Origin of the sequence: Pseudomonas sp. R3-56, from assembly GCF_051132075.1 — a bacterium.
Lineage (GTDB): Bacteria > Pseudomonadota > Gammaproteobacteria > Pseudomonadales > Pseudomonadaceae > Aquipseudomonas.
Map to the genome: position 1 here is coordinate 2,403,555 of NZ_CP071657.1, position 17,736 is coordinate 2,421,290.

General features: G+C 60.6%; 16 protein-coding genes. 4 read left to right on the forward strand and 12 right to left on the reverse strand.

What is annotated here, in order from left to right; all coding sequences use genetic code 11:
- Positions 1 to 190: 190 nt before the first annotated feature.
- Genes lpdA through J3P96_RS11010 form a run of 4 tightly spaced genes read right to left on the reverse strand, consistent with a single transcriptional unit; the run spans position 191 to position 5,168 of the window.
- A complete protein-coding gene (lpdA, locus tag J3P96_RS10995; protein WP_434657041.1) occupies positions 191 to 1,573 on the reverse strand; it encodes a dihydrolipoyl dehydrogenase in 1,383 nt (460 codons plus the stop codon).
- Positions 1,574 to 1,591: 18 nt separating this feature from the next.
- Positions 1,592 to 2,872, reverse strand: a complete 1,281-nt coding sequence (locus J3P96_RS11000; RefSeq protein WP_434657043.1) for a dihydrolipoamide acetyltransferase family protein — start codon at positions 2,870 to 2,872, stop codon at positions 1,592 to 1,594.
- Positions 2,873 to 3,931 carry an alpha-ketoacid dehydrogenase subunit beta gene (locus J3P96_RS11005; RefSeq protein WP_305500321.1) on the reverse strand — a complete coding sequence of 353 codons (1,059 nt, stop codon included), beginning with the start codon at positions 3,929 to 3,931 and terminating at the stop codon, positions 2,873 to 2,875.
- A 1-nt stretch (position 3,932) separates the two neighbouring features.
- Entirely contained in the window at positions 3,933 to 5,168 is a 1,236-nt protein-coding gene (locus J3P96_RS11010) for a 3-methyl-2-oxobutanoate dehydrogenase (2-methylpropanoyl-transferring) subunit alpha (protein ID WP_434657045.1), read from the reverse strand.
- Positions 5,169 to 5,362: 194 nt separating this feature from the next.
- Here J3P96_RS11010 and bkdR point away from each other — a divergent pair, with 194 nt between their 5' ends.
- Positions 5,363 to 5,851 carry a Bkd operon transcriptional regulator BkdR gene (bkdR, locus tag J3P96_RS11015; protein ID WP_003202929.1) on the forward strand — a complete coding sequence of 163 codons (489 nt, stop codon included), beginning with the start codon at positions 5,363 to 5,365 and terminating at the stop codon, positions 5,849 to 5,851.
- Positions 5,852 to 6,018: 167 nt separating this feature from the next.
- On the opposite strand, the gene J3P96_RS11020 is transcribed toward bkdR, so the two are convergent.
- Positions 6,019 to 6,882, reverse strand: a complete 864-nt coding sequence (locus J3P96_RS11020; protein WP_434573445.1) for an MBL fold metallo-hydrolase — start codon at positions 6,880 to 6,882, stop codon at positions 6,019 to 6,021.
- A 207-nt stretch (positions 6,883 to 7,089) separates the two neighbouring features.
- Here J3P96_RS11020 and J3P96_RS11025 point away from each other — a divergent pair, with 207 nt between their 5' ends.
- Entirely contained in the window at positions 7,090 to 7,890 is an 801-nt protein-coding gene (locus tag J3P96_RS11025) for a sulfite exporter TauE/SafE family protein (protein WP_434657048.1), read from the forward strand.
- 149 nt (positions 7,891 to 8,039) lie between these two features.
- Here the strand turns inward: J3P96_RS11025 and J3P96_RS11030 are convergent, their stop codons facing one another.
- From J3P96_RS11030 to J3P96_RS11060, 7 genes are all read right to left on the reverse strand, one after another.
- Positions 8,040 to 8,909 (reverse strand): aldose 1-epimerase, encoded by an 870-nt coding sequence (locus J3P96_RS11030; protein WP_434657050.1) that lies wholly within the window; start codon positions 8,907 to 8,909, stop codon positions 8,040 to 8,042.
- A gap of 159 nt (positions 8,910 to 9,068) precedes the next feature.
- On the reverse strand, positions 9,069 to 10,349 hold the full coding sequence (locus J3P96_RS11035; RefSeq protein ID WP_434657052.1) for a TRAP transporter large permease: 1,281 nt from the start codon (positions 10,347 to 10,349) through the stop codon (positions 9,069 to 9,071).
- Complete coding sequence (locus J3P96_RS11040) at positions 10,349 to 10,876, reverse strand: TRAP transporter small permease (protein ID WP_434573453.1); 528 nt, start codon at positions 10,874 to 10,876, stop codon at positions 10,349 to 10,351. Before J3P96_RS11040 ends, J3P96_RS11035 begins: the two co-directional genes overlap by 1 nt.
- Before the next feature lie 76 nt (positions 10,877 to 10,952).
- Positions 10,953 to 11,921: a TRAP transporter substrate-binding protein gene (locus J3P96_RS11045; RefSeq protein ID WP_434573455.1), complete on the reverse strand. Its 969-nt coding sequence runs from the start codon at positions 11,919 to 11,921 to the stop codon at positions 10,953 to 10,955.
- Between the two features lie 56 nt (positions 11,922 to 11,977).
- Complete coding sequence (locus J3P96_RS11050) at positions 11,978 to 12,883, reverse strand: SMP-30/gluconolactonase/LRE family protein (protein ID WP_434573457.1); 906 nt, start codon at positions 12,881 to 12,883, stop codon at positions 11,978 to 11,980.
- A 41-nt stretch (positions 12,884 to 12,924) separates the two neighbouring features.
- Complete coding sequence (locus tag J3P96_RS11055) at positions 12,925 to 13,746, reverse strand: NAD-dependent epimerase/dehydratase family protein (protein ID WP_434657055.1); 822 nt, start codon at positions 13,744 to 13,746, stop codon at positions 12,925 to 12,927.
- Positions 13,747 to 13,916: 170 nt separating this feature from the next.
- Positions 13,917 to 15,215, reverse strand: a complete 1,299-nt coding sequence (locus tag J3P96_RS11060) for an OprD family porin (protein WP_434657059.1) — start codon at positions 15,213 to 15,215, stop codon at positions 13,917 to 13,919.
- A gap of 606 nt (positions 15,216 to 15,821) precedes the next feature.
- On the opposite strand from J3P96_RS11060, the gene J3P96_RS11065 reads away from it, so the two are divergent.
- Positions 15,822 to 17,234, forward strand: a complete 1,413-nt coding sequence (locus J3P96_RS11065; protein ID WP_434657061.1) for a hypothetical protein — start codon at positions 15,822 to 15,824, stop codon at positions 17,232 to 17,234.
- A gap of 139 nt (positions 17,235 to 17,373) precedes the next feature.
- Entirely contained in the window at positions 17,374 to 17,652 is a 279-nt protein-coding gene (locus J3P96_RS11070; protein WP_305500342.1) for a hypothetical protein, read from the forward strand.
- Positions 17,653 to 17,736: the final 84 nt, after the last annotated feature.

Genomic DNA, 17,736 nt, shown 5'->3' on the forward strand with positions numbered 1-17,736 from the left:
TCGCAGCCTGAGAGATAGGCAACAGGCAGATTTTCTGCCGACTCCCCGTGGCGAGGGAGCTTGCTCCCGCTCGGCTGCGAAGCAGTCGTAACCCGGTCAACGCGGTGTGACTGAACAATCCCGTCGCTTGGATCGGGGCCGCTTCGCAGCCCAGCGGGAGCAAGCTCCCTCGCCACGGGGATAACTGCCGTTAACAATGCAACGCATGCCCCAATGCCCGCAACGCCGCTTCCTGCACGGCCTCGCCCAGCGTCGGGTGGGCGTGGATGGTGCCGGCGATGTCTTCCAGCCGCGCGCCCATCTCCAGGGATTGGCCAAACGCCGTGGACAGCTCCGACACGCCGACACCGACCGCTTGCCAACCGATAATCAGATGATTGTCCCGGCGGGCCACGACCCGGACGAAACCGCTTTTCGATTCCAGAGTCATGGCCCGGCCATTGGCGGCGAACGGGAAGCTCGACACGATGCAATCGACTCCGGCGGCCTTGGCCTCGTCCGGCGTCTTGCCGACCACGACCACCTCCGGATCGGTGAAGCACACTGCCGCGATGGCCATCGGGTTGAATTCCCGATGCTCGCCAGCAATCAGCTCGGCGACCATTTCGCCCTGGGCCATGGCCCGGTGGGCGAGCATCGGTTCGCCGCTCAGGTCACCGATGGCCCAGACATTGCGCATGCTGGTCTGGCACCGGTTGTCGATTTTCAGCGCCGAGCCGTTCATCGCCAGGTCCAGCGCTTCGAGGTTCCAACCCTGGGTGTTGGGTTTGCGCCCGACCGCCACCAGCACGCGGTCGGTCTCCAGGTTCAGCGTGTCGCCGTTGGGATCGCGCACTTGCAAGGTGCTGGCCTGGGCATCGAAGCCTTCGACGCTGTGCTTGAGGTACAGCTTCACGCCCAGTTGCTTGAGCGCCTCGTGCACCGGTTGCGTCAGCTCGCCGTCGTAGGCCGGCAGGACCCGCTCCTGGGCCTCGACCACGCTGACCTCAGCACCCAACTTACGATAGGCAATGCCCAGTTCCAGGCCGATGTAGCCGCCGCCGACCACCACCAGATGCTTGGGCACCGAGGTGGGGGCGAGGGCTTCGGTGGACGAAATGATCGGCCCGCCAATCGGCAGCATCGGCAGCTCGACACTTTTCGAGCCGGTGGCCAGCAGCAGGTGTTCGCACTGGATGCGGGTGTCACCGACTTCAACGGTCTTGCCATCGATCACCTTGGCCCAGCCGTGAATGACCTGGACCTTGTGCTTTTTCAGCAACGCCGCGACGCCGGTGGTCAGGCGATCGACGATGCCATCCTTCCATTCCACACTCTTGCCGATGTCCAGGCTCGGCGCCGCCACGGTGATGCCCAAGGCCGAGCCCTGGCTGTGATGGCGGGTCTGGTGGAACTGCTCGGCCACATGGATCAACGCCTTGGACGGAATGCAGCCGATGTTCAGGCAAGTCCCGCCCAACGCCTGGCCTTCCACCAGGATCGTGTCAATGCCCAGTTGGCCGGCGCGGATCGCCGCCACGTAACCGCCAGGACCGCCGCCGATGATCAGCAGCTTGGTTTTCTGAGTCTGCATGGCCTGCTCCATTGATGATTAGTCCACAAACAACGTGGCGGGTTGTTCGAGCAGGCCACGCAGGGCCTGGATGAATTGCGCCGCATCCATGCCGTCGACCACCCGGTGATCGAAGGAGCTGGAAAGGTTCATCATCTTGCGGATCACGATCTGGCCCTTGATCACCACGGGCCGCTCGACGATTTTGTTGACGCCGACGATCGCCACTTCAGGCAGGTTCAGCACCGGCGTGCTGACGATGCCGCCCAACGCGCCAAGGCTGGTCAGGGTGATGGTCGAGCCGGACAATTCGTCGCGACTGGCCTTGCCGTTGCGGGCCGCTGCCGCCAGGCGCGAGATTTCCGCCGCGCTGTCCCACAGGCTGCGGGCCTCGGCGTGGCGTACCACCGGCACCATCAGGCCGACGTCACTCTGAGTGGCGACGCCGACATGCACGGCGCCGGAGCGGTGAATGACCTGGGCTTCATCATCGTAACGGGCGTTCATTTGTGGGAAATCCCGCAGCGCCACGACCAGGGCGCGCACCAGGAACGGCAGCAACGTCAACTTGCCGCGACTGGCGCCGTGTTTTTCATTCAGATGAACACGCAATTCTTCCAGGGCGGTGACGTCGATTTCCTCGACGTAGCTGAAATGGGCGGCGCGCTGGGTCGCTTCCTGCATGCGCTGGGCGATCTTGCGGCGCATGCCGATCACCGGGATCTGCTGTTCGTCGTGACGTTCGGCATAACCCGAACCGCCCTTGGCCTGGGACGATGGGCCCTGGGCCAGATAAGCCTCCAGGTCTTCATGCAGAATTCGCCCGGCGGGGCCGCTGCCCTGGACCAGGCGCAGTTGGATACCCAGGTCCAGCGCGTGTTTGCGCACGGCCGGCGAGGCTAGCGGGCGCTCGTCGGGATCGCGGGCCACCGGCGCCTGTGCCGCTTGGGCCGGGCGGGGAGCGGCGACGGGTTTTTCCGTCACAGGCTCGGGTCTGGAAGCCTGTTCAGGCTTCGCGACGGGCTCAGGCTTGGCCACCGGTGCCGCCGATTGCGCCGACTCCTTCAGGTTGCCGGCGCCTTCCACTTCAATGCGGATCAGCTCGCTGCCCACCGCCATGACCTCACCCGGCTCACCGCCCAGGGCAATGACCCGGCCGTGCACCGGCGAAGGGATATCCACCATCGCCTTGTCAGTCATGACATCAGCCAACACTTGGTCCTCGACCACCATGTCGCCAACCTTGACGTGCCACACCGACAATTCAACTTCCGCGATGCCTTCGCCGATGTCCGGCATCTTGATAACGTGCGTGCCCATTCAGACCTCCATGACCCGTTTCAACGCCGCGCCCACACGGGACGGCCCAGGGAAATACGCCCACTCCTGCGCATGCGGGTAGGGGGTGTCCCAACCGGTGACACGCTCGATGGGCGCTTCCAGGTGGTGGAAGCAATGTTCTTGCACCAGCGACACCAGTTCGGCGCCGAAACCGCAAGTGCGGGTGGCCTCATGGACCACCACGCAGCGGCCGGTCTTCTTCACCGATTTGACGATGGTGTCCAGGTCCAGCGGCCACAGGCTGCGCAGGTCGATGACTTCGGCGTCGATCCCGGTTTCTTCGGCTGCTACCTGGGAGACGTAGACCGTGGTGCCGTAGGTGAGCACCGTCACGTCCTTGCCCGGACGGGTGATGGCGGCGACGTCCAGCGGCACGGTGTAGTAGCCGTCGGGCACTTGCGCCTGCGGGTGTTTGGACCACGGCGTTACCGGACGGTCATGGTGACCGTCGAACGGGCCGTTATACAGGCGCTTGGGTTCAAGGAAGATCACCGGGTCATCGTTTTCGATGGAGGCGATCAGCAGGCCCTTGGCGTCGTAGGGGTTGGACGGCATGACGGTGCGCAGCCCGCAAACCTGGGTGAACATCGCCTCGATGCTCTGGCTGTGCGTCTGGCCGCCATAGATGCCGCCGCCGCAGGGCATGCGCAGGGTCATCGGCGCGGTGAACTCGCCGGCCGAGCGATAGCGCAGGCGCGCGGCTTCGGAAATGATCTGGTCCGACGCCGGGTAGACGTAGTCGGCGAACTGGATCTCGGCCACCGGCCGCAGCCCATAGGCGCCCATGCCCACGGCCACGCCGACGATGCCGCTTTCGGAAATCGGCGCGTCGAACACTCGCGAGGTGCCGTACTTGTTCTGCAGGCCTTCGGTGCAGCGGAACACGCCGCCGAAGTAACCGACGTCCTGGCCGAACACCACGACGTTGTCGTCGCGCTCGAGCATCACGTCCATGGCCGAGCGCAGCGCCTGGATCATGGTCATGGTGGTAGTGGTCATGGCGGTGTCCAACGCAATATTGTTGTTGTGATCGTTCATGTCAGATCCCCAACTGCTGACGCTGGCGCTTCAAGTGCTCCGGCATCTCTTTGTAGACGTCCTCGAACATGGTCGCGGCGCTCGGAATCTGCCCGCCGGCGAGGGTGCCGTACTGCTCGGCTTCTTTCTGCGCGGCGATCACCTCGGCTTCGAGTTCGGCGGTGACGGCGGCGTGTTCCTCTTCGGACCACTGGCCGATCTTCACCAGGTGCTGCTTGAGGCGCACAATCGGGTCGCCCAACGGGAAGTGGCTCCAGTCATCGGCGGGGCGGTATTTCGAAGGATCGTCAGATGTGGAGTGCGGGCCGGCGCGGTAGGTGACCCATTCGATCAGGGCCGGACCGAGGTTGCGGCGAGCCCGTTCGGCGGCCCAGCGCGACGCGGCGTAGACGGCGATGAAATCGTTGCCATCGACCCGCAGCGAGGCGATGCCGCAGCCGACGCCGCGTCCGGCGAAAGTGGTGGCTTCACCGCCGGCAATCGCCTGGAAGGTGGAAATCGCCCACTGATTGTTGACCACGTTGAGGATCACCGGGGCGCGGTAGACGTGGGCGAAGGTGAGGGCGGTGTGGAAGTCCGATTCGGCAGTGGCGCCGTCGCCGATCCAGGCCGAGGCGATCTTGGTGTCGCCCTTGATCGCCGAGGCCATGCCCCAGCCCACGCCCTGGATGAACTGGGTGGCGAGGTTGCCGGAAATGGTGAAGAAACCGGCATCCTTGACCGAATACATGATCGGCAACTGCCGGCCCTTGAGCGGATCGCGCTCGTTGGACAGCAGTTGGCAGATCAGGTCCACCAGCGGCACTTCGCGGGCCATCAGGATGCTTTGCTGGCGGTAGGTGGGGAAGCACATGTCGTCGATGTTCAAGGCCAGGGCCTGGGCGCTGCCGATGGCTTCCTCGCCAAGGCTCTGCATGTAGAACGACATTTTTTTCTGGCGCTGGGCGACGACCATGCGGTTGTCGTAGATGCGTGTCTTGAGCATGGCGCGCATGCCCTTGCGCAGAATCTCGACAGGGACATTCTCGGCCCACTCGCCCAAGGCGTTGCCTTGGTCGTCGAGCACGCGGATCAGGCTGCGCGCCAGGTCGGCGGTGTCGGCGGGTTCGACGTCGATGGGAGGTTTGCGCACCGTGCCGGCATCCGTCAGATGCAGGTAGGAGAAGTCGGTCTTGCAGCCGGGACGGCCCGAAGGTTCGGGGACGTGCAGGCGTAGCGGTTCGTACGCTGGGTTCATGGCTTTCTACGCTCGATCTTGTGAATTTCTTGTAGTGGGCGCGCTAGCTGACGAATTTCCCTGGGTAGGTGGGAAATTGTCCTACAACAATCATAGGCTCGACGTAGAAGAATTTTTTTCTCTGTTGGCTTGCTGTTTAGATGATTTGCAGATAAAAAATCTGCACAACGATAAGAAACAGGAAATTTTGTCTCATGCGCAAATTGGATCGCACCGACATCGGCATTCTCAACAGCCTTCAGGAAAACGCTCGCATCACCAATGCCGACCTTGCCCGTTCGGTCAACCTGTCGCCGACGCCGTGCTTCAATCGGGTCCGGGCGATGGAGGAACTGGGAGTGATTCGTGAGCAGGTCACCCTGCTGGATGCCGACCTGCTCGGCCTGCACGTCAACGTGTTTATCCATGTCAGCCTGGAGAAACAGGTGGAAGAGGCGCTGCAGCACTTCGAAGAGGCGATCTCCGACCGGCCGGAAGTGATGGAGTGCTACCTGATGGCGGGCGACCCGGATTACCTGATCCGTGTGCTGGTGCCGACCATCCAGTCGCTGGAGCGGTTCATGATGGATTTCCTGACCAAAGTCCCCGGGGTGGCAAACATCCGCTCAAGCTTCGCCCTCAAGCAGGTGCGCTACAAGACCGCGTTGCCGCTGCCGGCCAACGGGTTGACGCTGGGTACCTGAAAGGCTGCGCCCCTACATTGGATTTATGGTGTGACCGGGCAATGTGACTGCCGCCGATCCCTGTGGGAGCGAGCTTGCTCGCGATGAGGCCATTACATCCGACATCAATGCAAGCTGACCCACCGCCTTCGCGAGCAGGCTCGCTCCCACATTGGATATGGGGTGATCTAGAGCTGATTGATTGGAATCTTCAGATAGGTCACGCCATTACCCTCCGCCGGCGGCAAATGGCCTGCCCGCACATTCACCTGGATCGCCGGCAACAGCAGCGTCGGCATGCCCAGGGTCTTGTCGCGCTGGGTGCGCATGGCCACGAACGCGTTCTCGTCGATGCCGTCGCGAACATGGATGTTGTGCTGGCGCTGCTCGCCCACGGTGCTCATGCACTGGGGCTCGCGGCCCTCCGGCGGATAATCGTGGCACACGTACAGCCGCACGCCGGCAGGGAAGGCCAGCAGCTTGCGGATCGAAGCGTAGAGCTGACGGGCATCGCCGCCAGGGAAGTCGCAGCGGGCAGTGCCCACGTCAGGCATGAACAGCGTGTCACCCACCAGGATCACATCGCCATCGATCAGGTAGGCCATGTCCGCCGGGGTGTGGCCGGGAACGTGCAGCGCGGTGGCCTTGAGGTTGCCGATAAAAAAAGATTCGTCGGCCGCGAACAGGTGATCGAACTGTGAACCATCCACGGCAAATTGCGCTTCGAGATTGAAGAGCGTCTTGAAGACACTCTGTACCTGATGGATGGATTCGCCGATGGCGATCTTGCCGCCCAGTTTCCCCCGCAGGTAAGGAGCGGCGGACAAGTGATCGGCATGGGCGTGGGTTTCCAGTAGCCATTGCACTGTCAACTGGTGTTCAGCCACGAAAGCGATCACCCGATCGGCCTGCTCCGTGCCGCTGCGGCCTGATGCCGGGTCGTAGTCGAGCACCGGGTCGACCACCGCACAGGACCCGCCAGCGTGTTCATACACCACGTAGGTATAGGTCTTTGAAGCGGGGTCGAGGAAGCTTTGGATCTGCGCGGGCATGACAACGAACCTGTGCGGGAAGAACTCATGAAAGGGGCTGCTACGCGGCCCAGCGGGAGCAAGCTCGCTCGTCCTATACCAATCTATGAATAGCGGGTTGCAACGTTTGGGACTTACAACATATGGTCCGCAGCTTAAGTGAGGGCCACCGCGTCCTGCAAATGCGATCACACCTGACAACAGGCGTGCGCGGCTTGAGAGACGGTTATGTTACTGGCAAGTTTTTTTGGTGTGATCATGGGCCTGATCCTTGGCCTGACAGGGGCGGGCGGCGGAATTCTGGCCGTGCCGGCGTTGGTGTTGGGCCTGGGTTGGAGCATGACCCAGGCCGCGCCGGTGGCGTTGTTTGCGGTGGGCAGCGCCGCAGCTGTCGGCGCCATCGATGGGTTGCGCCATGGGCTGGTGCGTTACCGCGCGGCCTTGCTCATCGCGCTGCTGGGCGCGGTGTTCTCGCCGGTGGGTGTCTATTTCGCCCACCAGCTTTCAGAAAAAATCCTGATGATTCTGTTCAGCCTGCTGATGGTGCTGGTGGCGGCGCGAATGCTGCGCCGGGAAACCCCGCAGCCGGGACCCAGCGACCACGGCGCGGCAAGTTGGGGCCAGAAGAACTGCATGCTGGATCAGCAGACCGGGCGCCTGGCCTGGACCGCCCGCTGCACCGCCACGCTGTCGGCGTTGGGCGCGGTCACGGGCATGGTTTCGGGCCTGCTGGGGGTGGGTGGCGGTTTCCTGATAGTCCCGGCGTTCAAGCAACTGACCGACGTGCAGATGCGCGGCATTGTCGCCACCTCCTTGATGGTCATCAGCCTGATTTCGTTGATCGGCGTGGTGGGCGCGTTTCATGCCGGGGTCAGCATCGACCGGGTCGGGGCGGCGTTCATTGCGGCGAGCATCGTCGGAATGACTTTGGGGCGACGCTTCTCGGCGAAGGTTCCAGCGCGGGCGTTGCAGGTGGGGTTTGCCGGGGTGTGTCTGGCGGTGGCGGGGTTCATGTTGCTACGGGCTTAGCGGAGGAGAAGGCTTTTGTGGCGAGGGAGCTTGCTCCCGCTCGGCTGCGAAGCAGACGCCAGGCTTGATAATGGATGGGCCTGCTTCGCCCGAGGCGTCGGACCGGGCCAGCGGGAGCAAGCTCCCTCGCCACGTAGATCGCGTGGTGCTTATAACTCCCGGCACTGCATCGAAAACCCCAACGCCACCGACTGCCCTTGCTCCAGCAAGCGCAACCCCGGCCGTCCTGGCAGGTGATGCGCGTTGACCGGATGGCTGACCGGTTCGATGCAGAAAAAATCCAGACCGACGGGGCAGTACAACAGGAAATATTCGCTGCCGCTGGCGCGACATTCCAGTTCATAACCCAGGTCCGGTTGCTGGATCAGGCATTGTCCGTCCCAGCCGCCGAAGCCGTTGTCGACGAGGGTGTCGGGCAATGACCGAAGTTGCTGGAAATCCCACTCCGAGGGAATGTCCCTCAGTTCCGTTGGCAGTTTCGAGGCATCGCACATCCACACATCGCTGGCGCGGGTTTGCAGACGGGTGCGGGCAGTGCGCGGGAAGTACGGATGCAGCCCCAACCCGTGCCAGGCAGCCTGTTCGGCCATGTGGGTGACGTGCAGGGCGATTTGCAGTTGGCCGCCGCTCAAGCGGATCCGCAGGCTGGCGCAATAGGCGAACGGGGTTTGGCTGTCCAGCTGCAGCAAGACTTCCTGGTCGGTCCGTTCTGTGACCTGCCAGGGCTGCTGCCAGGCACTGCCATGGATCGGAAAGGGATCGTTGGGGCTATTGGCTTCCAGGGCGAGCCAGCCGCCCGGGCAGTCGAAACCGCCTTGGGCGATCCGGTTCGACCAGGGGATCAACGGGAAGCAGCCGAGTTTTCCTGGCAGGCGGTTTTCCAGCGCTTGTGGTGCGGGCGGGCGCAGCAACGGCGCACCGGTGCTGCGCAATGTCCATTCAACCAGACTGGCGCCAAGGTGCGGGGCCAGGGTAAGTCGGGTGAGTTCGTCTTCGAGATGAAGGAGAGGTGGTGTCATGGCGGCGTCTTTTTTGTAAGGGCTGAAAGCTTTTGTGGCGAGGGAGCTTGCTCCCGCTCGGCTGCGAAGCAGACGCCCCGATTGACACCGGAGGGGCCTGCTGCGCAGTCCAGCGGGAGCAAGCTCCCTCGCCACAAGGGGGCTTGCTCACTGTTGGGGTTACAACACCAGATTCGGCAGCCACAGCGAAATGGCAGGAACGTAGGTCACCAACAGCAGGACCAGGAACAGCATGGCGTAGAACGGCAGCAGGGCCTTGACGGTGCTTTCGATGCTCACCTTGCCGATGGCGGAACCGACGAACAGTACCGCGCCCACCGGAGGTGTGATCAGGCCGATACCTAGGTTCACCAGCATGATCATGCCGAACTGCACCGGGTCCACGCCGATGCCGACGATCACTGGCATCAGGATCGGTGTCAGGATCAGGATCAGCGGTGCCATGTCCATCACGGTGCCCAACAGCAGCAACATCACGTTGATGCACATCAGGATCACGTAGCGGTTGTCCGAAAGGGTCAGGAACGCGGTGGTGATCTTCGCCGGGATTTCCATCAGCGTCATGATGTAGCCGAAGCTGGCGGCGAAGCCGATCAGGATCATCACGATGGAGATGGTGCGTACCGTACGGTGCATCAGTTTTGGCAACTCGCTCCACTTGTAGTCGCGATAGATGCACATGGTGACGAAGAATGCCCACACCACGGCAATCGCGGCCGATTCGGTGGCGGTGAACACACCCGAGAGAATGCCGCCAAGGATGATGAACAGGGTCATCATGCCCCACATGGCTTCCTTGCAGATCTTCAACGCTTGCTTGAGCGGAATCACTTCGCCCTTCGGGTAATTGCGCTTTTTCGCAAAAACCAGGCACAGCGCCATTAGGCACAGGTTCATCATGATGCCGGGGACGATGCCGGCCATGAACAGCGAACCAATGGAGACGGTGCCGCCAGCGGCGAGCGAGTACAGCACCGCGTTGTGGCTTGGCGGCGTCAGCAGCGCTTGTACCGAACCACTGACGGTGACGGCGGTGGCGTACTCACGCGGGTAGCCCTGGCGTGTCATTTCCGGGATCAGCACCGAGCCGACCGAGGCGGTATCGGCCACCGAGGAGCCGGAGATCGCGCCAAAAAAACTCGAGGCCACGAGGTTGACCAAAGACAGGCCACCGCGCACGAAGCCTACCAACACACTGGCGAATGCCACCAATCGGCGGGACATGCCGCCCTCGGCCATGATCGCGCCGGCCAGGACGAAGAACGGAATGGCCAGCAGCGAGAACTTGTTCACCCCGCCCGTTACCTGAATCATCATGGCCTGGAACGGAATATCGATCCACCATGCCCCGATCAGGGCGGCAGCGCCCAGCGCGTAGGCGACCGGCATGCCGATCAGGATCAACAGCAAAAAACTGCCCAGCAGAATCAGAGCGTCCATTAAACGGCACCTTCGTTTTCTTCAACCAGGTCGAACTGCACGACCCGACGCTTGCTTTGATCACCCAGCAAGAGTTTTTCCAGGACAAAAATAAGGGTCAGGAACCCACCGATCGGGATCGGCATGTAAGTGATGCCAACGCGCAGGGTAGGGATGGCGCTCATGAACTGGTTCCAGGTGGTCATGCACAGCTTGGCGCCCCAGACAGTCATGAAAATGCATACCGCCGCCATCAACAGCTGGGTGAACACCGAAGCCAGGGTTTGCAGGTGCGGGGGCATGCGGCTGGTGACCATGTCCACGGCCATGTGCGAGCCGGAGCGGTAGCTGGCAGCAGCACCAATGAAGGTAAATACGATCATCAGCAAGATCGCGGTGGGCTCCGGCCAGCTTGAGCCGGTGCCGAGGACGTAGCGGGCGAACACGCCCCAAGGGATCATCAGCGCAACGGCGAGGACAGACAGGCCGGCGACCCAGATGCAAGTCATGTAAATCGTGTCGTTGATACGCAGCAGCAAATTCTTCATCGGGTTCCACCGTAACCGGGCGCGCCTTTTAACCGCAGGCGCGCCCAGCCGTTTCATGAATACAGATTGAGAGGCCTTACTGGACAGCTTCGATGCGCTTGATCAGGTCGGCATACGGAGCACCGTACTTGGCCCGGACCGGCGCGGTGGCGTCGTAGAAAGGTTTCTTGTCGACGGTGATGAACTCGACGCCGGCGGCCTTGAGTTTTTCTTCACTGGCGGCGGACTTCTTGTCCCACAGCACGCGCTCTTCAGCCTGGGCAGCCTTGGCCGCTTTTTTCACCATGTCCTGCTGCTCTGGGGTGAGCTTGTTCCAGGTGATTTTCGACATCACGATCGGCTCAGGCAGGATCAGGTGACCGGTCAGGCTGTAGAACTTGGCGTTCTGGTAGTGGTTGTGCTCGAGCATGGTCGGCGGGTTGTTTTCCGCGCCGTCGATCACGCCGGTCTGCAAGGCGCTGAAGATCTCGCCAGTGTCCATCGCGATGCCGTTGCCGCCCATGGCGTTCATCATCTCAATGAACATCGGGTTGCCTTGGACGCGGATTTTCATGCCCTTGAGGTCTTCGGGCGTGCGCACCGGCTTCTTGGTGTAGAGGTTGCGGGTGCCGCCGTCCATCCATGCCAGGGCCACCAGGCCGAATTCGGAGTTGGTGATCCGGTCGAGGATCGCATCGCCGACCTCACCGTCGATGACGGCGCGCATGTGCGCCTGGTCGCGGAAGATGAATGGCATGTTGAACACGTTCACGTCCGGCACCACAGGGCCGACGATGCCCAGGCTGACGCGGGACATCTGGATCGCGCCGGCTTGCATCTGCTCGATGACTTCCTTTTCGGAGCCGAGTACGCCGCCAGGGAAGTACTTGAACTTCAGTTCGCCGTTGCTCTCCTTTTCCAGGGTTTTACCCATGGATTCCTCGGCTACCACGGTCGGGTAGCCCTTGGGGTGGATGTCGGCGATCTTGATATCGAGTGCGTGTGCCGCCTGCGCCAGGAAGGCCAGGGGCAGGGCCGCGATCAGAAGCGTGCGTTTGAAATTCATGGTCAATCTCCAGTGTTGTTGTTTTTATGTCTATCGATGTGAAGCGGCAAAGCAGATCAGTTCGCGGAGTGTTTCCGTCCTCCGAAAGCAGGTTCAGCCAGGCCCTTGACGCCGGGATTGAGGGCGAACACGCCGCCGGCCAGGGATTGCGGATCATTGTCGTCACCCGGACGGATCGAGGTGACGAAGAGGGTATCGAGCTGGCTGCCGCCGAAGGCGCACATGGTCGGTTTTTTCACCGGCACTTCCAGCGAACGGTCGAGGCGTCCGTCCGGGGTGAAGCGGTGAATCAGCCCGGCGTCATTGGCGCAGATCCAGTAGCAACCATCGGCATCCACCGCTGCGCCGTCCGGCCGTCCTGCCAGGGGCATCATGTCGACGAACAGCCGCCGGTTGGACGGGGTGCCGCTGTCGATGTCGTAGTCGAAGGCCCAGATCTGCTGGATCAACGGGTGCGAATCGGAGAGGTACATCGTCCGTCCGTCGGGGCTGAAGCCTAGGCCGTTGGGTACGATGAAACCGCTGAGCTGTGGCTCGACCGGGCTGCTTTGCCCGGCGTCAAAACGGTACATCCGGCCTTCGTCGGCGTTGGCGCCCATGTTCAGCACCATGCTGCCGGCCCAGAAACGGCCCTGGCGATCACAGCGGCCATCGTTGAGGCGCATGTCGGTACGGCTGTGCTCGACGCTGGCGCACAGCTCGCTGTCCAGGCTGCCATCGTCATTGGGCTGCAGACGGAAGAAACCGCTTTCCATGCCCGCGACCCAGCCGCCGTCCTGGTGACGGGCAATGCAGGCGAGCATTTCCGGTGCTTCCCAGCCCTGGATTTTTCCAGTGCTGGCGTTCCAGCGTTGCAGGCCGCCGCTGGGGATGTTCACCCAATAGAGGGCATTTTCCTCGGGAACCCACACGGGGCTTTCCCCGACGGCATTGCGTGCGTCGACAATCAATTCGGCTTGCATGGCGATTCCTTGGTTCGTGTGTATCCCATGAAACAGGCGAATCAGTTGTCGAACGGGCCGGCAGCAACAAAGGCGCCGCCCTGGTAGATCCTGGCCGGGTCATCCTCGGCCGGCATCGGCTGGGCTTCGACTTTGGCGCGGAAGATTTCCGACGTGTCCTTGGGCTGGTAGCCCAGGTGCGCGGCATGGCTGTTGTCCCACCAGACGTCGCGGTTGGCGGACATGCCGTAGACCACGGTGTGGCCGACTTTCGGGGTGTAGAGCGAGCATTCGATCAGTTGGGTGAGGTCGTCGAAGCTCAGCCAGGTGCTCATCATCCGGCGGTTCTGTGGTTCCGGGAATGACGAGCCGATGCGGATGCTCACGGTCTCGATGCCGTAGCGATCGAAGTAGAAACTGGCCATGTCTTCGCCGTAGGACTTGGACAGGCCGTAGTAGCCATCCGGACGGCGAGGGGAGAGGGCGTCGAGGGCCTGGTCCTGCTTGTAGAAGCCGATGACGTGGTTGGAACTGGCGAAGATCACGCGCTTGACGCCGTGTTTGCGCGCGGCTTCATAAATATGGAACACGCCGCTGATGTTGGCGCCGAGGATCTCTTCGAACGGACGCTCGACCGACACACCGCCAAAATGCAGGATGGCGTCGACGCCTTCCACCAATTGGTGCACGGCCTGTTTATCCGACAGGTCGCAGGGCACCACTTCTTCGCTTTCGTCGATGGCCGGTGCCATGTTGGCAATGTCCGACAGTCGAATATGGCGGGCGTAAGGCTTGAGACGTTCGCGCAAGACTTTGCCAAGGCCGCCGGCGGCGCCGGTCAACAGCAAGCGATTGAAAGGGTGGCGAATCTGTGTCGTGGTCATGGCATTACCTGAGCAAACAGTGAGAGGTACAGTTGTTATAAGTTGTCGTACGACCGAGGGCGAATATCCTTATCCTTCTGCTGCCTTGTCAACGTTTGATCGACGAACCGCTCTGGAACGGCGTCCTTGCCGTAGATTGCCATGGGATGCGCCCAGGCTGAATCCTTCCGTTACAGCAGCGAAATCGGGTAGCTGATGAAGATCCGGTTCTCCTCGAATTCGTTGGTGCTGAAGTCGCGACGAATCGATGCGTTACGCCATTTTACGTTAAGGCTCTTCAGCGCACCGCTCTGCACGGTATAAGCCAGCTCGGTCTCGCGGCCCCATTCCTTGCCGTCATCGACGGTGGCGGTGTGCACGTTGTCACCGCTGATGTAGCGGTTCATCAGGGTCAGGCCCGGCACGCCGACGGCGGCGAAGTTGAAGTCGTGGCGCAGCTGCCAGGATTTTTCCTTGGCGTTGTCGTAGCTGGAGTTGTAGCTGTCGTTCGCCAGGGTCCCGCCGCTGGTGCCGTTGACGCGCATCCAGGCGTCATCGCCGCCGACTTTCTGCAGGCCGACGTAGAAGGTGTTGCCACCGTATTTGGCCGAGAGCATGGCGAACGCGGTCTTGTTGTCGAGATCGCCGGCCAGGGCACTGCCGTCTTCCTTGCCGGTGAAGTAGCCCAGGTTGGCGCCCAGGGTCCAGTCGCCCATGGGTTGGCTGTGGGTCAGGTTGAAATATTGCTGCTGGTAGATGTCGGACAGTTCCGCGTACCAGACACCGACCTGGGTGCGTTTTTCGTTGAAGGCGTATTCGCCGCCGCCGAAGTTGAAACGGTCGGAAGTGAAGGCGCTGCGGCCGTTCATCGACATGTCTTCCATGCTCGCGTCGTTACGCGGGCTGTTGCCACGGAACTGACCGCCATAGAGGCTCAGGCCGTTGATCTCGGTGGAAGTGACTTGGCCGCCCTGGAAGGTTTGCGGCAGGGAGCGGCCATCGTCGGAACGCAGGATCGGCAGCACCGGCATCCACTCGCCGACTTTCAATTCAGTCTTCGAGACTTTGGCCTTGAGGGCCACGCCCAAACGACCAAAGTCATCGGCCGGACGACCGTCGTCGTGCACCGGCAGCAACTGCGTGCCGGCGGTGCCACGACCGCCGTCGAGCTTGACCGAGTACAGGCCGAGCACGTCCACGCCGAAACCGACCGTGCCCTGGGTGAAACCGGACTTGGCGTCGAGGATGAAGCTTTGAGTCCATTCCTCGGCCTTGCCTTGGGCGGCGGCGTCGTTGACGAAGTTGCGGTTGAAATAGGCGTTGCGCAGATTCAGCGTGGCTTTGGCGTCATCGACAAAACCTGCGGCGCTGGCAGTCATGGGCAGGAACATGGCCAGGCTGCTGCAACTGATCAGGCCCAGGGCGACATTCGATGGGGAAAAAGGACGGGTTGGACGGTTCTTGGGCGAAAAACGGACACGTGTGCTCACTCTGACGCTCCCTTGCTTTTTTGTTGTTTTTATCTGTTATACGTCGTCGTACAACATGGCAGGGATTATTTGGTGGCGGGTGATTCTTGTCAACTGGCCATTACTGCGATTTTTCTTGCCGGTAGCCGGTGATAGTGGGTGTCTCTGACGTTTAAGGGCATGCTGCCTTGGCCTGGAAAGGCTCCGCTGAGCGAGCTGGTTGTGCGATGACCGGTCTAAGACATTAGTCGAATGGCCGCGCGGTGGGAGCATCCGTGGCGAGGGAGCTTGCTCCCGCTGGGCGGCGCAGCAGCCCCAACATGGCTACGCGATCCTCATTGCCATATCTTCCAGGGCTGCTACGCAGCCAGCGGGAGCAAGCTCCCTCGCCACCGCATTTGTATCTCGCGGAAAACGACCGTATGCACTTGTTGGAAAATGTATACCCGCACTTAATGGACTCGCAATAAGTCCTGGAATATTAAAATGAAATCAGCTTATGTCTAACGGTATCGCTCCTGCGGCATTGCGCTTAGATTGGATGCCTGTCCACTCGACAGTTACCAATTTTATGGGAGTCTGTAATAGGGGGGGACTAACTTTAATCGCCGCAAAGAGGGTATAGGCATGTACAGAACAGATACTTGGATGACCGACAACAGGGGGGTGCTCGGTACCCTTAAACTTCATCAGTTGGCACTTCCTTCTGCGCATAACGCGGGAGTGGATAAAAAAGGAGTGGGCGGCTTTGAAGAGGGATGGGTTGCCTGTCAAGAAGACTCCTTTTATTACCAGCTAAAGCGTGGTATTCGCGTGTTGGACTTGCGCCTGCGTATGCACCGGTACCATGATGCCGTTGCATTCAACTTCTATCACGGGCCTATCGAGTCAAGTAGAACCCTAAAAAATCTAATTTACGATTGCCGAATGTTTTTAACCGAGGGGGGTGCTCGAAATAATGAAATCATTATTTTTGATCTCAATCACACAGACTCCCAACTTGGCGAATTTTGGTGGGAGGCCATAAAAAGTGAGCTCGTGGATGGCTTGTCAGACCTATTGATTCCCCCCGCAGCCAAGGATCTGACTCTTAGAGAAATAAATCTGCGGTATCCTGGAAGAAATATCATTCTTGCTTGGGGAGAGGTGAGCGGCCCTATGTTCTGGGGTCATGTCCGCCGTGATTGGGTCGGTAAGGACCTGCCCCGCTTGGCTGAGGTAAGGGAATATATTGGGAAGACAATACACAGCCTTTACCCGCCGGATCATTTGCGCTCACTGCAAGTTGTCAAGTATTCCAAGCTCTACGGCCCGGAAAAACTCGGATCGGCCATTAACGAATGGTTCTCCGCAGATTCGGAGTGGCTAAAAAAAGCCAATATTATCAATGTCGATTTTTTTGAAGTTACAAATATCGTACAGAATTGCATCGAGTCCAATATAAGAAAGGCATCACTCACCCCTCCTTCTACGCCAGTGGTGGGGAGTAAATACTACCCGGACAGTCGATCTTTGGTCGTGTCCTTTAAGTCTACCGATAATTTTGCAGTTTCCCATTATGTCGCCGTCGTCAACGGAGAAACTAAAACAGCACACCATCAGGACAGGTATGTGGTGTGGCCGCACGTTTCTTTTAAGTTGGGCTTTGATAGAGCTTTCAAAGGATCGGTTTATGCGGTAGATAGTATAGGGCTGAAGTCGAAAAGTGCGCTGTTCTCTGGCAATACAGGTGCGGCCCCTGTTCCTGGTGCGCCAAGTTTTGTTGGTTCGGAACGCTCTGGTTTCAGCGGGAAGGACAGCATAACGGTCGGCTGGACGAAAAGAACGCCTCACGGCGTAAATTATGAAGTCTGTATTTATAAAGCTGACAACAAAGGCAAACCTGTTGGCTCAGCACTAGAATCAACGTTACTTCCCATTACCTATGCCCAATACACATTTAAAAATCTAGAGCCAAGTCACGGATATTACATCACCCTTTGCCAAGTCAATGTCCTCGGACAAGCTGGGACAGTCAGGGATAGATGGGTTGGCCCATAGACCCTTGCGTCGCAGCCCTGCATTCAGGCATATCCAACCTTGTGGCTGCTCGCAGGCGGCTCAAGGTTGGGTTAAAAACAAGCCCGCCGCACGAAAAGGAGTAACCTGCCGCTCTGCCTCAACTCTTCATGGACCCCCTATGTTCCCCAATGCCGAGCGCTACAACCACTCCACCGAGTACGCCAACAAACTGGTCGACCGCATCGGCCAGACGCCGGCCTGGATTGCCTTGCGCATCGGCGTCACTGAAAAACGCATGCGCTACATTCTCGCGGGCTCGCGTACGATCAAGGGCGACACCACCGAAATTCTCATGTCTTACGCCGAGCAGTTCTGCCTGGAGTGCCTGGCCGCCGAGGCCAAGGCCGCCAAGGATCGCGCCCGCTCGAAAGCGGCAGGCCCTGCCAGCGACGCCTGAACCATCTCGATCCGTCGCGAGGGAGCAAGCTCCCTCGCCATGAAAGCAACTGCGGCACTTCTTGGCGTTCCTTGTCGTCGAACA

What these genes read in the sequence shown, in the direction of transcription:
- lpdA (WP_434657041.1), bottom strand. Translation starts at nt 1,573, where the DNA reads ATGCAGACTCAGAAAACCAAGCTGCTGATCATCGGCGGCGGTCCTGGC.
- J3P96_RS11000 (WP_434657043.1), bottom strand. Translation starts at nt 2,872, where the DNA reads ATGGGCACGCACGTTATCAAGATGCCGGACATCGGCGAAGGCATCGCG.
- J3P96_RS11005 (WP_305500321.1), bottom strand. Translation starts at nt 3,931, where the DNA reads ATGAACGATCACAACAACAATATTGCGTTGGACACCGCCATGACCACT.
- J3P96_RS11010 (WP_434657045.1), bottom strand. Translation starts at nt 5,168, where the DNA reads ATGAACCCAGCGTACGAACCGCTACGCCTGCACGTCCCCGAACCTTCG.
- bkdR (WP_003202929.1), top strand. Translation starts at nt 5,363, where the DNA reads ATGCGCAAATTGGATCGCACCGACATCGGCATTCTCAACAGCCTTCAG.
- J3P96_RS11020 (WP_434573445.1), bottom strand. Translation starts at nt 6,882, where the DNA reads ATGCCCGCGCAGATCCAAAGCTTCCTCGACCCCGCTTCAAAGACCTAT.
- J3P96_RS11025 (WP_434657048.1), top strand. Translation starts at nt 7,090, where the DNA reads ATGTTACTGGCAAGTTTTTTTGGTGTGATCATGGGCCTGATCCTTGGC.
- J3P96_RS11030 (WP_434657050.1), bottom strand. Translation starts at nt 8,909, where the DNA reads ATGACACCACCTCTCCTTCATCTCGAAGACGAACTCACCCGACTTACC.
- J3P96_RS11035 (WP_434657052.1), bottom strand. Translation starts at nt 10,349, where the DNA reads ATGGACGCTCTGATTCTGCTGGGCAGTTTTTTGCTGTTGATCCTGATC.
- J3P96_RS11040 (WP_434573453.1), bottom strand. Translation starts at nt 10,876, where the DNA reads ATGAAGAATTTGCTGCTGCGTATCAACGACACGATTTACATGACTTGC.
- J3P96_RS11045 (WP_434573455.1), bottom strand. Translation starts at nt 11,921, where the DNA reads ATGAATTTCAAACGCACGCTTCTGATCGCGGCCCTGCCCCTGGCCTTC.
- J3P96_RS11050 (WP_434573457.1), bottom strand. Translation starts at nt 12,883, where the DNA reads ATGCAAGCCGAATTGATTGTCGACGCACGCAATGCCGTCGGGGAAAGC.
- J3P96_RS11055 (WP_434657055.1), bottom strand. Translation starts at nt 13,746, where the DNA reads ATGACCACGACACAGATTCGCCACCCTTTCAATCGCTTGCTGTTGACC.
- J3P96_RS11065 (WP_434657061.1), top strand. Translation starts at nt 15,822, where the DNA reads ATGTACAGAACAGATACTTGGATGACCGACAACAGGGGGGTGCTCGGT.
- J3P96_RS11070 (WP_305500342.1), top strand. Translation starts at nt 17,374, where the DNA reads ATGTTCCCCAATGCCGAGCGCTACAACCACTCCACCGAGTACGCCAAC.